Source organism: Wenjunlia tyrosinilytica (assembly GCF_014646055.1).
Taxonomy (GTDB): domain Bacteria; phylum Actinomycetota; class Actinomycetes; order Streptomycetales; family Streptomycetaceae; genus Wenjunlia; species Wenjunlia tyrosinilytica.
The window spans coordinates 38,279-53,763 of the sequence record NZ_BMMS01000031.1 but is presented as its reverse complement, the minus strand read 5'-3'; the positions used below and the strand labels follow the sequence as shown (position 1 = coordinate 53,763).

General features: G+C 73.9%; 14 protein-coding genes. 8 read left to right on the top strand and 6 right to left on the bottom strand.

Going from position 1 to position 15,485, the window contains the following annotated elements:
* Nucleotides 1-103 precede the first annotated feature (103 nt).
* The 3 genes from IEY86_RS28515 (at nucleotide 104) to IEY86_RS38245 (ending at nucleotide 1,171) form a co-directional block, all read left to right on the top strand.
* Nucleotides 104-358 carry a DUF397 domain-containing protein gene (locus tag IEY86_RS28515; RefSeq protein WP_189134792.1) on the top strand — a complete coding sequence of 85 codons (255 nt, stop codon included), beginning with the start codon at nucleotides 104-106 and terminating at the stop codon, nucleotides 356-358.
* Between the two features lie 96 nt (nucleotides 359-454).
* Nucleotides 455-955 (top strand): hypothetical protein, encoded by a 501-nt coding sequence (locus IEY86_RS28510; protein WP_189134765.1) that lies wholly within the window; start codon nucleotides 455-457, stop codon nucleotides 953-955.
* A gap of 33 nt (nucleotides 956-988) precedes the next feature.
* The gene (locus tag IEY86_RS38245) at nucleotides 989-1,171 is read left to right on the top strand and encodes a pentapeptide repeat-containing protein (protein WP_189134764.1); all 183 of its coding nucleotides are present in this window, start codon (nucleotides 989-991) and stop codon (nucleotides 1,169-1,171) included.
* Between the two features lie 58 nt (nucleotides 1,172-1,229).
* Here IEY86_RS38245 and IEY86_RS28500 read toward each other — a convergent pair whose 3' ends face one another.
* Complete coding sequence (locus IEY86_RS28500; RefSeq protein ID WP_189134763.1) at nucleotides 1,230-2,369, bottom strand: aminoglycoside phosphotransferase family protein; 1,140 nt, start codon at nucleotides 2,367-2,369, stop codon at nucleotides 1,230-1,232.
* Between the two features lie 393 nt (nucleotides 2,370-2,762).
* Here IEY86_RS28500 and IEY86_RS28495 point away from each other — a divergent pair, with 393 nt between their 5' ends.
* A complete protein-coding gene (locus tag IEY86_RS28495) occupies nucleotides 2,763-4,232 on the top strand; it encodes a DNA-binding protein NsdB (protein ID WP_189134762.1) in 1,470 nt (489 codons plus the stop codon).
* 250 nt (nucleotides 4,233-4,482) lie between these two features.
* On the opposite strand, the gene IEY86_RS28490 is transcribed toward IEY86_RS28495, so the two are convergent.
* Entirely contained in the window at nucleotides 4,483-5,910 is a 1,428-nt protein-coding gene (locus tag IEY86_RS28490) for a PP2C family protein-serine/threonine phosphatase (protein WP_189134761.1), read from the bottom strand.
* 319 nt (nucleotides 5,911-6,229) lie between these two features.
* Between IEY86_RS28490 and IEY86_RS28485 the strand changes: the two genes are divergently transcribed.
* The 3 genes from IEY86_RS28485 to IEY86_RS28475 all read left to right on the top strand — a co-directional run bounded on the left by IEY86_RS28485 (nucleotide 6,230) and on the right by IEY86_RS28475 (nucleotide 10,220).
* Nucleotides 6,230-7,639 carry a HEAT repeat domain-containing protein gene (locus tag IEY86_RS28485; protein WP_189134760.1) on the top strand — a complete coding sequence of 470 codons (1,410 nt, stop codon included), beginning with the start codon at nucleotides 6,230-6,232 and terminating at the stop codon, nucleotides 7,637-7,639.
* A 194-nt stretch (nucleotides 7,640-7,833) separates the two neighbouring features.
* Nucleotides 7,834-9,039 carry a glycosyltransferase family 4 protein gene (locus IEY86_RS28480; protein ID WP_189134759.1) on the top strand — a complete coding sequence of 402 codons (1,206 nt, stop codon included), beginning with the start codon at nucleotides 7,834-7,836 and terminating at the stop codon, nucleotides 9,037-9,039.
* A complete protein-coding gene (locus IEY86_RS28475) occupies nucleotides 9,036-10,220 on the top strand; it encodes a glycosyltransferase (RefSeq protein WP_189134758.1) in 1,185 nt (394 codons plus the stop codon). The genes IEY86_RS28480 and IEY86_RS28475 overlap by 4 nt, the downstream gene beginning before the upstream one ends.
* Before the next feature lie 69 nt (nucleotides 10,221-10,289).
* Here the strand turns inward: IEY86_RS28475 and IEY86_RS28470 are convergent, their stop codons facing one another.
* The 4 genes from IEY86_RS28470 to IEY86_RS28455 all read right to left on the bottom strand — a co-directional run bounded on the left by IEY86_RS28470 (nucleotide 10,290) and on the right by IEY86_RS28455 (nucleotide 13,737).
* Entirely contained in the window at nucleotides 10,290-11,177 is an 888-nt protein-coding gene (locus IEY86_RS28470; RefSeq protein ID WP_189134757.1) for a 5-oxoprolinase subunit C family protein, read from the bottom strand.
* On the bottom strand, nucleotides 11,174-11,833 hold the full coding sequence (pxpB, locus tag IEY86_RS28465) for a 5-oxoprolinase subunit PxpB (protein ID WP_189134756.1): 660 nt from the start codon (nucleotides 11,831-11,833) through the stop codon (nucleotides 11,174-11,176). The genes IEY86_RS28470 and pxpB overlap by 4 nt, the downstream gene beginning before the upstream one ends.
* Nucleotides 11,830-12,594 (bottom strand): LamB/YcsF family protein, encoded by a 765-nt coding sequence (locus IEY86_RS28460; protein WP_189134755.1) that lies wholly within the window; start codon nucleotides 12,592-12,594, stop codon nucleotides 11,830-11,832. The genes pxpB and IEY86_RS28460 overlap by 4 nt, the downstream gene beginning before the upstream one ends.
* Before the next feature lie 204 nt (nucleotides 12,595-12,798).
* Nucleotides 12,799-13,737 (bottom strand): alpha/beta fold hydrolase, encoded by a 939-nt coding sequence (locus IEY86_RS28455; protein ID WP_189134754.1) that lies wholly within the window; start codon nucleotides 13,735-13,737, stop codon nucleotides 12,799-12,801.
* 164 nt (nucleotides 13,738-13,901) lie between these two features.
* Between IEY86_RS28455 and IEY86_RS28450 the strand changes: the two genes are divergently transcribed.
* On the top strand, nucleotides 13,902-15,425 hold the full coding sequence (locus IEY86_RS28450; RefSeq protein WP_229698835.1) for a hypothetical protein: 1,524 nt from the start codon (nucleotides 13,902-13,904) through the stop codon (nucleotides 15,423-15,425).
* Nucleotides 15,426-15,485 lie beyond the last annotated feature (60 nt).

Genomic DNA, 15,485 nt, shown 5'->3' with positions numbered 1-15,485 from the left:
TGGCTCGAGCGGGAGTGCGGGAGGCGGAGAACGGCTTGGAACAGTGCCTGTCGGGCCACGTCCCTGATCGCTAGGCTGGAGCCTCACCTCAATGCAGGAGGAGATGTACGTGGCGGACAGCACCACCGAGCGGCTCGTGGCCGACGGCAAGGCGGCCAAGAAGCCCCAACTCGACCTGACCGACGCGGAATGGCTGTCGAGCACTCAGGGTGTCGGCGATGTGCAGATCGCGTTCGTCGAGGGCTACATCGCCATGCGTGACGGGCGCAACCCGGACGGTCCCGCGCTGATCTTCACGCCCGGCGAATGGCGTGCTTTCGTACTCGGTGCGCGCGACGGCGAGTTCGACCTCACCTGAACCGGATCGGACCCGGTGGCCGGGTGGCCCGCGGCGGCCGCGGCCACCGGGTATGTCGGTCGAGGAGGACCCCCTCCGGACACGTACGATGGCCGCATGTCGTTCCTCCGCCGCCGCTCCTCGAGCACGCCCACAGGGCCGGACTTCGATGTACTCGCCATGGACCCGGGTGACTGGCCGGGCAGCCTGGGCGCGGCTCTGCTAGCGGGTCCCGACGGGAGCTGCCAGGGGATCTTCCTGCGCTACGACCTGTTCGGCGGCCGCGGTCCGGCCATGCTCATCGGCAACCTCCCGGAGGGCTCTGCGGCCCGGGAGGTCGAGGAGGGCGATGTGCCGTTCGAGGTCACTCAGCTCCTCGCCGCCCTGGAGAACGACGAGCCGGTGCACGAGGTGGAGCGTGAGGACACTCCCGTGATGCACGGGGACAACCTGTTGATCGTGCAGCGGATCAAGGTGTCCGAGGGCCGTGTCGCGTGTGCGCAGTTCGACCGCAGCGACGGCGTGCGGGTCACCATCGCCACCTGGGACCGCCCCATCACCGACGACCTCTACCAGCTGCTCAAGCCGCTGCCTGCGGAGATGTTCCAGCAGAGCTGACCCGTACGCGGGGGCGGTGCGCAGAGTCGGCTCGTGTGTGTGCCGCACGGTGGCCTTCCGCTCCCGCGGGCCGGCGGCTGCTTGGAAGGCGCGGATCTGGGCGGCGCGGATCTGAGCCCGGTGGATCTGAGCGCAGTGGATCTGAGCGGGGCGGACATCGCCTGGCTCAACGCCGAGTACGGCGCACGATTTTCGTCCGCCTCGCCGCAGGCGTGATCGTCGACGGGCCTCGGGCCGGTGGTGCCCGCTGACGTCAGCGGGCACCACCGGCCGCTCAGCGGGTGCCGACCGCCGCGCGGACGGCGCGGCGGGCCACGCCGCAGTCGTCGTGGAGGCGGCGCAGGAGCAGCCGCTGCTCCTCGCCGGCCTCGCCTCCTCCCGGGGCTGCCGAGGCGCCGTTCATGGTGCGCTGCACGGCGGTCTCGTAGGAGCGGATCTCCCTGGTGAGCACCAGCATGAGGTTGACGAGGAAGGCGTCGCGCGAGGCCGGTCCGGAAGTCTGCGCGAGCTGGCTGATCTGGCGGCGGGCCACGGGCTCGTCGCCGAGGACGGACCAGAGCACCGCGAGGTCGTAGCCGGGCAGGTACCACCCGGCGTGCTCCCAGTCGATCAGCACCGGTCCCGAGGGGGAGAGCAGGACGTTCTGCAGGAGTGCGTCCCCGTGGCAGAACTGCCACGGAGCGCAGGCGATGCCGTGCAGGAGCTTCTGCAGGTCGCCGCGGTCGCGGTCGGTGAGGAGTCCGAGCCGGTGGTAGTGGGAGACCGCCGCCGTGTAGTCGATGGGGGCGTCGAAGATTCCCGGGGGCGGCCGCCACAGGTTGATGCGGCAGAAGGCACCGAGCGCCGCCCGCAGGTCCGCCCGCGTTGGTCCCTCCACGGGGTGCCGCTGGAGCGCCGCCACCCGCCCGGGCATCCGTTCGAGGACCAGGCAGCCGCTCTCCGGGTCGGCGGCGACGAGCCGGGGCACCCGGGCGGGCGGGCGGTGGCGGACGAACGCCCGGTAGGCCGCCACCTCGTGGCGGAACCGTTTCACCCACTCGGGGGAATGGTCCAGCAGGCACTTGGCGACGACGGGCATCCGCCCCGCCGTTCCGGCGACGAGGAGGGAGCGTCCGCTCTGCCGGAGCACCTGGATCGGCAGGAAATCCGGACATATCCGCTGGACGGGGACGAGGGCTGCCCGCAGCCGTGCTCCCTGCGGGCCGGTCAGATCGAGCCGTGCGGCGATTCCCGGGCCGCCGGGAGCACCTGGCCGGCCCGGTGGTCGCAGGCCCGCGGCGGTCTGGGTCGGGGACAGTCGGGGATCGGGTCGGGTGGCCGTCATCGAGGGACGGCCGGGCGTCGGAGCGCTGTCGTTCCGGCTCGCGCGTGGCGGCCGGGGCGGGGCGGACACGGAGGACGATGCTGAATACATGAGCGGGAGACAGATCCCTTCCTGTGCCTGCGAGTTCACCGGTGGGGCCGGTGAATCGCCACCTCGTCCCAGCGGCCGGGTGGCGTGGGGTGGCGTGGAATCGGTGCGCGGACGGCGGCCCTTCCGGTGCTTCTCGTGCCCCGCATCCTGGGGAATGCGGTGCCCGGGAAATCCCGGTCGGGAAGCCGTCCGTGCACTCCACGCCCCTTTGCCGGGACTACTTTGCCGGGATGACCGAGTGCCGTGGTACCGGGCCGGGGTGGCGCGTTCCTACACCACACCCGTTCGCGGGTGGCAGACCATCTGGCGGACCCTGGCGAACCCTGGCGAATGGTCGCGGGCACCCGAACCGGTCACTAGCCTCAACTGTGCCGAGAAACCTGGGGGCTTGATGTGAGCAAGGAACCCAACACCAGACTCGCGGACTTGTTCGGACTGACCGGATGGTCCAAGGGCGAACTCGCCCGACTCGTGAACCGGCAGGCGGCGGTCATGGGCCATCCGCAGCTGGCGACCGACACTTCGCGGGTACGGCGTTGGATCGAGACGGGCGAGGCCCCGCGCGATCCGGTGCCGAAGGTGCTGGCAGCCCTGTTCACCGAGCGTCTCGGCCGTGTCGTGACCATCGAGGATCTCGGGTTCGACCGGCATCGGCGTACGGGTAGGAAGCAGGCCGCGGACGGCCTGCCGTGGCCACCGGAGCGAACTGCCGCGGTCCTCACCGAATTCACGGGAATGGACCTCATGCTCAACCGACGTGGCTTGGTGGGCGCGGGCGCCGCGCTCGCCGCCGGCTCAGCTTTGACTGGCGCCATGCGGGACTGGCTGCACACCGACCCGGTGCTTGCCGCCGACGCTCCCCACACCGATTTCGACGGCTTCGGTACCGTCAGCCAGGCTTCACTCGACCGCTACGAGGCGGCGCCCGTCGGCTCCGACGAGGTCGAGGCCCTGGAGCACTCCGTCGAGGTGTTCCGCGCCTGGGACGCCTCGCGCGGCGGCGGACTGCAGCGCAAGGCCGTGGTCGGCCAGCTCAACGAGGTGGGCGGCATGCTCGCCTACCGCCATCCCGAGCATCTGCACCGAAGACTGTGGGGTGTCGCGGCGAATCTGGCCGGGCTGGCGGGCTGGATGTCCCACGACGTGGGACTGGAGTCGACGGCCCAGAAGTACTTCGTGATCGCCGTGCACGCGGCCCGCGAGGGCGGTGACCGGCCGAGGGCGGGGGAGGCACTGTCCCGGGCGGCCCGCCAGATGGTGCACCTCGGCCGGCCCGACGACGCCCTGGACCTGATGAAGCTCGCCAAGTCGGGGGCGGGGCACGAGGCGCTGCCGCGCACCCGGGCCATGCTCCAGACCATCGAGGCGTGGGCGCAGGCGTCCATGGGGCGGGGCCAGGCGATGCGGCGCACCCTCGGTGAGGCGGAGGACCTGTTCGTCTCCGACCGCGGGGACGTGGAGCCGCCGAGCTGGATGCAGATGTTCGACGAGGCCGATCTGCACGGGATGCAGGCGCTGGCGTACCGCACACTCGCCGACCACGACCCCTCGATGTCCGGGCATGCGCAGTACCACGCGAAGAAGGCGCTGGAGCTGCGGGCGAAGGGGCGGCAGCGCTCCACGATCTTCGACTACATCTCGCTGGCGTCGGCGTGCTTCATCGCCAACGACCCCGAGCAGGCCGAGCGGTACGCGCGGCTGGCCCTGGTCTCGATGGGGGAGACCTCCTCCAAGCGCACCTGGGACCGGTTGCGCGAGATGTACCGGCTCACCGCGCGGTACAGCGACCACTCCGGCATCAAGGACCTGCGCGACCAGATCAAGAAGTCCCTCCCGAGCCAGGCGAAGAACCTCTCCGTCTGAGTCCGCGTGCCGTCCGGGCCCGCCCCGGTCGACCCGCAGGTCCGAAGCCCGATGGTCCGAAGCCCGAAAGCCCGAAACCCCGAGCCGGAGTCCAAGTCCCAGATTCCGATCTCCGTCGACTCCGGTCTCCATGCCGGATCTTCGTCAACTCCGTTCTCCGCGCGCCGGGGCTTCGTCAACTCCGGTCTCCGCGCCGGAGCCCTGTCCACGTGCGCAACCGCCCGCGGACTTCCCTCCCGAACGCCGCTGTTCAGCAGACGCGGGCGACCAGGACGCAGGCGTCGTCGTCGCGGTCCACCGCGCCGAATCGCTCAACGACCGCGCGCACGCACTCCTGCGCGCTGTGGGCCGCCGTGATCCGCGGCGAGAGTTCCAGCAACTGCTCGACCACGGACGAGGAGTCGGCCCTGCGGTGCGGCACGAGTCCGTCGGTGTGCAGGAGCACCACGTCTCCTGGGGCGAGCCGGTCGGTGCGCTGGGCGTAGCGGGCGTCGGCGACGGCTCCGAGCAGTACCCCCTCGGGGGGTTCCAGCTGCCGGCCCGCCCCGCCGCGGTAGAGCAGCGGAGCGGGGTGTCCGGCCTGTGACCAGGTCAGTGAGCGCTCGTGCGGGTCGAAGCGGCAGCACAGGGCGCTGCTGAGGGCTGCCTGCGCGGACCGGTCGAGGAGCTGGTTGAGCCAGCGCATCATGGGGCCGGGTTCGACACCGGCGACGGCCATGCCGCGCAGGGCGCCGAGGAGCATCGCCATGCCGGAGGTGGCGGTGACGCCGTGGCCGGTCAGGTCGCCCACGGTCAGCAGGGTGGAGCCGTCGGGCAGTTCCAGCGCGTCGTACCAGTCGCCGCCGACGAGGGCGCTGGTGCCGGAGGGGAGGTAGCGGGCGGCGAGGTCGATCGTCTGCGGGCCGTTCTCGGGGAAGCGCAGGGGCCCGCGCCAGGGTGGCAGTACGGCTTCCTGGAGTTCCACCGCCATGCGGTGCTCGGTCTGCGCGCTCTGCCGGGAGCGGTGGAGGCTGTCGCGGGTCTCGCGCACCGCCCGCTGGCTGCGGCGCAGGTCGCTGACGTCACGGACGACGGCCCACATCGACAGGGTGCTGCCGTCGTGGTCGAGGACGGGCTCCCCCACCAAGTGCACGGTGCGCACACTGCCGTCGGGGCGCACGATGCGGAACTCGCCGTCGATGGGCTTGCTGTCGACCAGGCAGGCGGTGACCATCGCGGCGACGGCCGTCTGGTCCTCCGCGAACAGCCAGGCGTGGAGCTCGTCGAGGGGAAGGGGGCCGTCGGCGGGGTTCCTGCCGAAGATCCGGAACATCTCCGGTGACCAGACGACCTCGTCGGTGACCAGGTTCCACTCGGCGCTTCCGGCCCTGCCCGCGGGGGCGGTCGCGGGTCGGCCGCTCCGGCCGGAGGCGGCGCGCTCGTGCGGGCGGCCGCCGCGGCGCGGCGGTGACGCCAGCTCCGCGCGGAGCTGGCCGAGGTGCTCACCGAGGTCGCGCAGGTGGTGGGCGGCGAGATCGCACAGGGCCCGCCGCCAGCGGCCGAGGGGGTCGTCGCCGTCGTCGGCAACGGCCACGCGGCGGACCTCGTCGACCCGTCCCCGCAGCTCCAGCGCCTCGGAGATGAGCGCGTCCACGGCGCCGACGTCGGCCGGCTGGTCCGCATGCTGTGGGGGCTGCATGGGCTCTCCGAAATCAGCGGGAACGCCACAGGTCGGCATGGTTGGGACAGTGACGACTGTTGCACAGTGCGCGAGCACGCGTAAGGGTTTCGGGGCAACCCGTATCGGTGGTTCCCCTGGCATATGCCAAGCACTGTGGGGGATTTGTCGGGCACAAAACGCTGCCCGGCGCCATTCCCGGTACGCTGCGCAAGCCCCGCCTGACCCCCCACGGCGGACGGGCTCCGTGCATGGAACCCGTCGTGACAGGTAAGGATGCCGGGCACAGGCAGCGGAAATCCCGTTGCCAGTGCATATCCCCACACCGGATGCTGACTTCATGTTCGACCCAGACATAGCGCCCAGCGGGTCCCTTCTCGGTCTCCTCCAGCGAGGCCGCGGCGACGGGACCCTGCACGCACTCGCGGCGCGGCAGCCGGAAGCGCTCGCCGCGCTGGAGAGCTGCGTCCTGCGCGACCCCCGCCGCGACTGGCGGCTCGAGTCGCGCTCCCTTTACTACGCCCGCCTCTACAGCGAGCTCGAAGGCGCCCTGGACGGGATCGAGCATCACCTCTTCCACCCCGACGACCTCCTCGACACCGACGAGCAGCGCACGGGCCTGGCCCTGTCCGTCCTGGGCCACCTCGCCGGGTACGGCAGGCGGGACGCCCGCGACCTGCTGCGCGGCTACGCGGCCCGCGGCAGCAATTGGGGCTGGGCCCTCGACGAACTGGCCCTGCGTGACGACGACGAGGGCCTGCGCGCGCTCGGCCCCGCCGTCCTGGCCCGCTTCCCGCGCACCCCCGAGGGCGACGCCGCGCTCGGCCGTGCCGTGCAGGAGGCGTACGAGCCCCGCCCCTGGCGGCTGTGGGCCGCCGACCACGAGCGGGTACGCACAGCCCAGGAACAGGCCTGTTTCAATCGCTGGCAGCGCCAGTTGCGCCCCAGCGGCCCCACCCCCGGCTGGAGCGTGCGGGACGTGCTCGACTGGGCGCAGGCCGGACTCGACGGCCACCCCACCGAGCACCGGGACGCCCCCGCCGCCCGCTGCCTGGCCGCCGTCGCCGCACCCGAGGACCGCGACGAGCTCCTCGAAGCCGCCCGCCGGGGCCCGGAGGGGTCCCGTGCCGCCGCTCTGCGCCACCTCGCCGACCGCCGCGACCGCGAGATCCTCGACCTGATCGAGGCCGCCGCCGACGACCCGCTGCCGAGGGTGGCCCACGTGGCGCTCGAAGTATTCGAACGCATGCGCTTCCCGGCGGCCCTGGACCGCGCCCGCCGATGGGCGGGGCGCGACGACGCCCTCGGCACCGCCGCCGCCCGCGTCCTCGCCTGCGCCGGCGGCCCCGACGACGCGCCCGCCGTGCTGACGGCGCTGCGCCGCCAGGTCCAGCGCGAGGGCCCCGACGCCGAGGGCCTGGCGGTCCTGGTCGAAGGGGTCGGCAGACATGCGATGGTCTGCGCCTCACCCCTGCTGCGGCACATCTACCGCGAGACCGCCTCCTCCCACCTGCGCGGGCAGGCGGCGCAGGCCCTGTCGGCGGCCGACCCGGCGTTCGCGGCGGGATTCGCCGTCGAATGCCTGTGGGACTGCGAGGAGACCACCCGGGAACTGGCCGCCCGCCACGCCACCATCGGTGACGTCCGCGTCCTGGCCCGCCTGCGCAGCCTCGCCGCCGACCCCGCCGAGGAGGCCGAGGTCCAGACCGCCGTTCGCGGCCGCCTCAGCTCGGGGGGACCCGCGCACTGAAGGGGGGCGGCTCCCGCGGGCTCGGGCTTCGCGGGAGCCGCCCGCCCGGGCCTGCGCGGGAGCCGCCACCCGGCGACTTCGCCGGGGCCGCACCCGGGCCTTCGCCGCGTGGCGCGTCCAACGCTCACGCGACGTTCTCCGGTGGGAAAGATCGACGTGCCCTGGCCAACGCCTGGCACCGAGACAACGGCGGTATGCGTGTCGCCATCGTCACCGAATCCTTCCCCCCCGACGTCAACGGGGTCGCCCACTGCGCAGTGCGCACGGCCGAGCACCTCGCCGCCCGCGGCCACGACACCCTGGTGGTCGCACCCTCGGTCGCGGAGCGGGCGGCACCCGCCGACGGCCCGTACCGCCTGGTGCATGTGCCGTCCGTGCCGTGGCCCGGATACCGCCAGGTCCGCGTCGCCCTGCCCACCCGCCGGGTGGCCGCCGCGCTGGCCGAGCACCGCGCCGACATCGTCCACCTGGCCAGTCCCTTCGTCCTCGGTGCCCGCGGTATGGCCGCCGCCGAGCGGCTGGGGCTGCCCGCGGTCGCCGTCTACCAGACCGACCTCGCCGGATACGCCCGCACCTACCTCGGGGTCGGCGGCGGCGCCGCCTGGCGGCGCATGCGGGCCCTCCACAGCGCGGCGGACCGCACCCTGGCCCCCTCCACGGCCGCGATGAGCGATCTGGTCGAGCACGGCGTTCCCCGGGTGCACCTGTGGCCGCGCGGTGTCGACTCCGAGCGGTTCCACCCCCGCCACCGCGACCCCGTGCTCCGCGCCGGGCTCGCCCCCGGCGGCGAACTGCTCGTCGGCTACGTCGGGCGGCTGGCGCCGGAGAAGCGCGTGGACCTGCTCGCCGGGGTGTGCTCTCTGCCGGGGGTGAAGGTCGTCGTCATCGGTGACGGGCCCAGCGAGCAGAGTCTGCGCGAGGCACTGCCGGGAGCGGTGTTCCCGGGCCGCCGCACCGGCGACGAACTGGCCGGGCTCTACGCGTCGCTGGACCTGTTCGTGCACACGGGGCCGCTGGAGACCTTCTGCCAGACGGTCCAGGAGGCCATGGCCAGTGGCGTCCCCGTCGTCGCACCCGCCGCCGGAGGCCCGCTCGACCTGGTGCACCACGGCACCACCGGTCTGCTGGTGCCCCCGCGCGACGGCGCCGCGCTGCGCGAGGCCGTGGCCGGGCTGGCGGCGGCTCCCGCCTCCCGAAGGGCGTTCGGCCGGGCGGGGCGCGCCGCGGTCGCCGCGAGGACCTGGGCCGCCGTCGGCGACCAGCTCCTCGGCCACTACGCCGAAGTGCTCGAGCAGCGCCGTCCCGCGCGCGTCCCCGGCGCCGTCACGGCGGCACGGCCGTACGGGCGGATCCGGCAGCGCGAGCGCGCACTCGTCTCCCGCGAAGGCAGCGTCGCATGAGCGGGGGACTGCGCATCGTCCGGCTCGCGAACTTCGTCACCCCGGTCTCCGGCGGCCTGCGCACCGCGCTGCACCACCTGGGCGCCGGTTACCTGGCCGCGGGCCACGAGCCCGTGCTCATCGTCCCCGGTCCCCGTTTTCACGACGAGCAGACCGCGCAGGGCCGGGTGGTGACCCTGCCCGGACCCGCCCTGCCCGGGACCGGCGGCTACCGCGTCCTGGCGGCGAGGGGACCCGTCGCCCGGCTCCTGGACGACCTGCGGCCGGACCGGCTGGAGGTGTGCGACCGCACCACCCTGCGCTGGACCGGGGCCTGGGCGCGCCACCACCGCATCCGGGCCGCGATGGTCTCCCACGAGAGCCTCGACGGCCTGCTGCGTACGTGGGGCGTTCCCCGCCCGGCGGTTCGGCGCACGGCCGACGCCCTCAACCTGCGCTCCGCCAGGACCCACTCGACGGTGGTGTGCACCACGCGGTGGGCGGCGGCGGAGTTCACCAGGATCGGGGTGCGCAACCTCGTGCACGCGCCGCTGGGTGTCGACCTCGCGCACTGCCGTCCGTCGCTGCACAGCGACGCCCTGCGCCAGTGGCACGGACGGGGCGAGGACGTCCTGCTGGCGATGTGCTCCCGTCTGTCGATGGAGAAACGGCCCGGCAGGGCGCTGGACGCCCTCGCGGCCCTGCGCGGACGCGGGGTGCGGGCGGCGCTCGTGGTGGCGGGGGAGGGACCGCTGCGCGCGCGGCTGACGCGGCGGGCGCTGGAGGAGAACCTGCCGGTGACCTTCCTCGGCCACGTCGCCGACCCGCGCGAACTCGCCGCTGTCCAGGCCTCGGCGGACGTCTGCCTGGCCCCGGGCCCGGTGGAGACGTTCGGTCTGGCGGCCCTGGAGGCGATGGCCTGCGGCACCCCGGCGGTCGTCAGCGCCTCGTCGGCGCTGCCCTCCATCGTGGGCGACGCGGGAGCGGCGGCCGCGGACGACGGCGAGTCCTTCGCCGACGCCGTCCTGCGCATCCTCGCCCGCCCGGAAGCATCCCGCCGCACCGCCGCCCGTGCCCGCGCCGAACAATTCGGCTGGCCCGCAGCGGTCGAGGCCTTCTTGAACGTGCACACGCGGGGCAGCCGAGAGAGCCGGGGAGCAGCACCCGCCCCGTCGACGCGGCCGCGTCTGACAGCGCGATGAGCCACCCCGGCGCACGCCCGGCGGCCGTCGGCGCGCCTGCGCCTCGGCGCTCTTCCCGCCCCCGGCGGCTCAGCCGAGCCGTGCGCGGTCCCGCGCCGCGCTCCTGACCGGGACGAAGCGCACGGCGGTGCCCGGGGCGGCCTGCGCTGCCGGGGCGAGGTCCGGCTCGGGGACCACGGCGATCACCGGGTAGCCGCCCGTCGTGGGGTGGTCGGCGAGGAAGACCACGGGGTGGCCGTCCGGGGGGACCTGGACGGCGCCCAGGACCATTCCCTCGCTGGGCAGTTCGCCCTTCACCGCGCGCTCCAGCGGTGGGCCCTCCAGGCGCAGGCCGATGCGGTTGCCGGCCGCCGACACGCGGTACGCGCCCGTCCCCAGCGTGCGCAGCGACCCGGCCGTGAACCAGTCGTCGCGCGGTCCCAGCACCACGCGCAGCACCAGTTCCCCTCCCGGTGCCCCGCCCGGGGGGCCGTCCAGGTGCGCCGCCGGGCCATGACGGTCGCCCAGCGGCACCACATCCGCGTCCTTGAGCGGCGCGGGGCCCAGGCCCGACAGCACATCGGTGCAGCGGCTGCCCAGGACCGGCTCCACGGCGACGCCCCCGGCGAACGCCAGATAGCTGCGCAGGCCGTGGACGGCGGGCCCCACCTCCAGCACCGAGCCCGCCGGGACGCGCACGGGCGCTCCCCAGGCAACCGGGCGGCCGTCCACCGTGACCGGCGCGGACGCTCCCGTCACGGCGGCGGTCACCGGTTCGCGGGGGCGTACCGCCACCCCGGTGACGGTGGTCTCCAGCGTGGCGGCCTCGGCGGGGTTGCCGGCCAGGCGGTTGGCGAGCCGGTGCGCCGGCGCGTCCAGCGCTCCTCCCCGCGGCACGCCCAGATGCGCGTAGCCCGTTCTGCCCAGGTCCTGAACGGTGGTCAGCACGCCCGCCCGGACGACCTCGATCCCGTTCACCCGTCCTCCATGACGAAGCGCACCCTCGTGCCCGGCGAGAGCAGCGCCGCCGGTTCGCGGTCCGGGTCCCACAGCGTCGAGCGGGTGGTGCCGATGAGCTGCCAGCCGCCGGGGGAGGAGCGCGGGTAGACACCGGTGTAGGGGCCGGCGAGGGCGACGGAGCCGGCGGGCACGGCGGTGCGCGGGGTGGAGCGCCGGGGCATGTGGTACTGCGCCCGGAGCCCGGTCAGATAGGCGAAACCGGGGGCGAATCCGCAGAACGCCACATGGTGCTCGACACCGCTGTGGACGCGTCCCACCTCCTCCTCCGCCACGCCCCACAGCGCGGCGACCTCGGCGAGGTCCGCGCCGTCGTAGCGCACGGGCACCTCCACCAGCGGACCGCTGCCCGCCTCCAGCCTCGGCACCTCCCACGAGGGCAGCTCCCCGGCCAGGGCGGCCGGGTCGTCGAGCCCGTCGAGCAGGACGGTGCGGGCGCCGGGAACGATCTCGCGCACTCCCGGCAGTTCCCCGGCGTCCCGGCGCCGCAGCACCTCCGCGTGGAACGCCTCGGCGTGCTCACCGGATTCGAGCTCGACCAGCAGGGCGTGCGAGCCCGCCGCCCGCACCGTCGCGGAGCCCGGGTGAAGGGCGTGCGCGCGGCCCGGACCGTTCATGCGAACGGCTCCAGCCGCACCCCGGCGGCCTGGAGGCTGCCGCGCACACGTACGGCCAGGCGCGCCGCCCCGGGCGTGTCACCGTGCAGGCACAGCGAGCGCGCCGCGACAGCGATCCGCTCGCCGCTCAGCGCGGTCACGACCCCGTCGCGGGCGATGTCGAGACTGCGCTCGACTACGGTCTCGGGCGAGGTGACGACCGCGCCGTGCTCGCTTCTCGGTACCAGCGTGCCGGACGCGGTGTAGGCACGGTCGGCGAACGCCTCGGCGACCACGGGCAGTCCCGCCTTCTCGGCGGCCCGGTGCAGGGCGGAGCCCCCCAGGCCCAGCACCGGCAGCGCTCCGCCCGCCCGCACCACGCCCGCCACCACGGCGGCGGCCTGTTCCTCGTCGCCCACGGCCCGGTTGTACAGCGCGCCGTGCGGTTTGACGTAGCAGACCCATGAGCCGGCCGACCTGGCGAACACCTGCAACGCGCCGATCTGGTAGGCGATCTCGTCCGCGAGCTCGTCGGACGGCACATCCATCGCCCGCCGCCCGAACCCGGCCAGATCGCGGTAGGAGACCTGCGCGCCGATCCGCACGCCCCGCTCGGCGGCCAGCTCGCACACCCGCCGCATGGTGGACGGGTCACCGGCGTGGAAACCGCAGGCGACGTTCGCGCTGGTCACGACCTCCAGCAGGGCCTCGTCGTCGGTCAGGCGCCAGCGCCCGAACCCCTCTCCCAGGTCCGCGTTCAGGTCGATCACCGGGTCGGACATGGCATCCCCATCGTTGGTCGTTCCCCTTGATCCGATCGTAGGGTCAGCCGCGCCGCCAACGGGGCTTTCACGGGACGCGGCAGCCGACGCCGTGCGGATCGGGCGGGGACGCCGTGCGGATCAGGGAGGACGCCGTGCGGATCGGGTGGGGACGCCGTGCGGATCGGAGGGGACGCCGTGCGGATCAGGGAGGACGCGGCGGAATCAGGGGCCGACCTCGGTCCTGGGCACCGCCGGGTGGACGTCGGCCACGAGCTCGCGAAGACGGCCGCTCACCACGTCCGGGCGCTCGGTCTGGAGCATGTGCCCGCAGCCCGCCTCGATGTGGACGCGGGCGTGCGGCAGGGCGGCGGCCAGCGCGCGGGTGTGGGACACGGGTGTGAGCTTGTCCAGCGAACCGCACAGGATGCTCACCGGCACGCCCGACAGCGCGGACAGCGCACGGCTCTTGTCGTGCGTCATGATCGCGGGGAAGAAGGCCGCGATCACCTCGATCGGCGTGTCGTGGATCATCCGGGCGCACTCCAGGACGGCCTGGCGGGGCGGGCGCACTCCGAAGAGGAAGCCCCGCACCTGGCGCCGGTGCAGCGCCGCGGTCGGGGGAGCCAGGCGCCGCAGCCGTTCGAAGCGGGCCGGGTGGCGGGCGGCATGGGCGAGAAACGCGCCCTGGCCGCGGCGCACCGCCCTCGCCAGTCCCGGCACTCGTCCGGGCGGGGGCACGGAGAGCCCGCCCGCGGATGTCCCGGTGAGCAGGACGCCGACGACCCTCCCGCCGAACAGTTCGGGCCGTGACGCGGCCAGCGCCATGACGGTCATTCCGCCCATGGAGTGCCCCACCAGCACCACGGGCCCTTCCGGCGCGGTCTGCGCCAGCACCCTGGCGAGGTCGTCGCCGAGCAGGTCGATCGAGAGCACGGCGGCTCCGCGCTCCGAACGCCCATGGCCGCGCTGGTCGTAGGTGACGGTGCGCACCGGGTGCTCGGCCCCGGTGGCGGTCAGCGCCGCCACCTGCGCCGCCCATGAGGCATGGGTGAGCGTCCAGCCGTGGGCGAGGACCACGGTGAGCGGGGCGTCGTCTGGACCTTCGACGACGGCATGGAGCCTGGTGCCGTCGGATGTGCGCACATGCGTGGACCGCGCCATGCCGGCGTCCGCCTTCCTCAGAGGTTACCCTCCGGTAACCGTAGGGACGGGGCGACTTGGCGTCAACGGTGCCGAACGCATGTTGCAGGGTCCCGCATTGCCGCCCATCCACCGCAACCGTGCCGAATCGATCGTTGTCGGTGCGACCGCCTAATCTGTGCGTCGTGACCGCAACCGTCCACCACCAGACGCCCCCGGGCGCCCCGCGCCCCGCGCCGGGCCCAGCGGCCGACGAGGGCCTCGCCCGCCGCCTCAAGGCGCTGGCCTGCACCGCGCCGCTGCACGACCTGGACGTGCGCAAGGCGAATCTGGCGGGGGAGTACACCGTCTACTCCATGGCCGAGGTGGCGCTCGCCTCCATCGACCTGGTCACGCTCAACATGGACTTCGACACCGGCGCCGATCACGAGCAGGTCGTCGCCCGGCTCCTGCCGAGGGTCGCCGCGCAGGCCCCGCGGCGCCCCGCCGCCGAGCACGAGCGCGTCGCCCGCTGGGTCCTGGAGAACCTGATCAACGTGGGCAGTGTCGACCGCGGCTTCCGCGCCGTTTACGGCACCTTCGGCCCCGACGGCGCCTATGTGCGCCGCGACTACGACTTCAAGCTCGTCGAAGAGGTGCCGGGCCCCGACGGCGGGGTCTATCTGCGCACCACCGACGAAGCCGTCAACGTACTGGTGGGGGCGCTCGACACCGACGTCGCCAGCGCCCAGATCGCCGCCGAGGTCAAGCTCGAGGTGCTCATCGAGCGGGGCCGGCTCGCCGACGCCCAGCTCGCCGCCGAACAGGCCCGCTACCGCACCGTCCAGTACGCCGAATCGCTGCGCCGGGCGCTGGAGGCCACCCGGCGCAATGTCCGGGCCGTCGACTGGCTGCGCGCGGTCCCCGACCTCATCGCCGAGGCACTCGACCACGTCGCCGACCGCTACCGGCACGAGAACGCGATCCTCACCAACATCCGCCGCGTGCGCGACGAGGCCGAGGCCGTCGACCACCGCACCGGCGAGCACAAGCGGCGCGCCGCCGAGCTCGTGGACATAGTCAAGGACTGCATCCGGCGCCACACCCAGTTGCAGTCCCGGCTGCTCGAGGCCGGGCCGCTCTTCCGTGCCGAGCAGGACCGCCAGGCGTTCGCGGCGCCGCCCGCACGGGCCGGGACCGACCTCTACGGGCAGCTGCTCGGGCCCCTTCTGCCGCTGCCGGTCGAGCGCGCGTCCAAGGTCACCGACGCCTTCTTCGCCTCCGGCACAGGTCTGCGCACCCCCGCCGCGGCCCGGGTCTGCGACCTCGTGGACGGCCTGCTGACCCCGCCGCTGGAGCGCGAGCACCTCGGTGCGCTGATGCCGGAGCCGGACCTGGTGGCCACGCCCGACGACAGCCGGTTCTCGGACGAGCAGATGGACACCGCGCTGCATCTGCTCGACCTGCCCCCGGACGCGCCCAGACGGCTGTCCGGTCTGCTGGCCGAGGCCCGGCGGTCCGATCCGGAACTCCCGTATCTGCTCGCCCTCCTCGCCGTGCACGCCGCCAGCCCGCCCGTCGGTGTCGCCTACCGGCAGGGGGAGGAGCGGCTGCTGTTCGCGGTGGACGACGGGACGCCGCTGGACGACCCGGAGTTCGGCGGCGCCGACCTCATCGTCGGCACCGCGACGCTCGACGCGGCCGCGATGGCGGCGGAGCGGGCCTCATGACGCTCCGGCAGGACAGTCAGGGACCGCACCGCACGCACCGCACGGCGGGCATCCACGGCA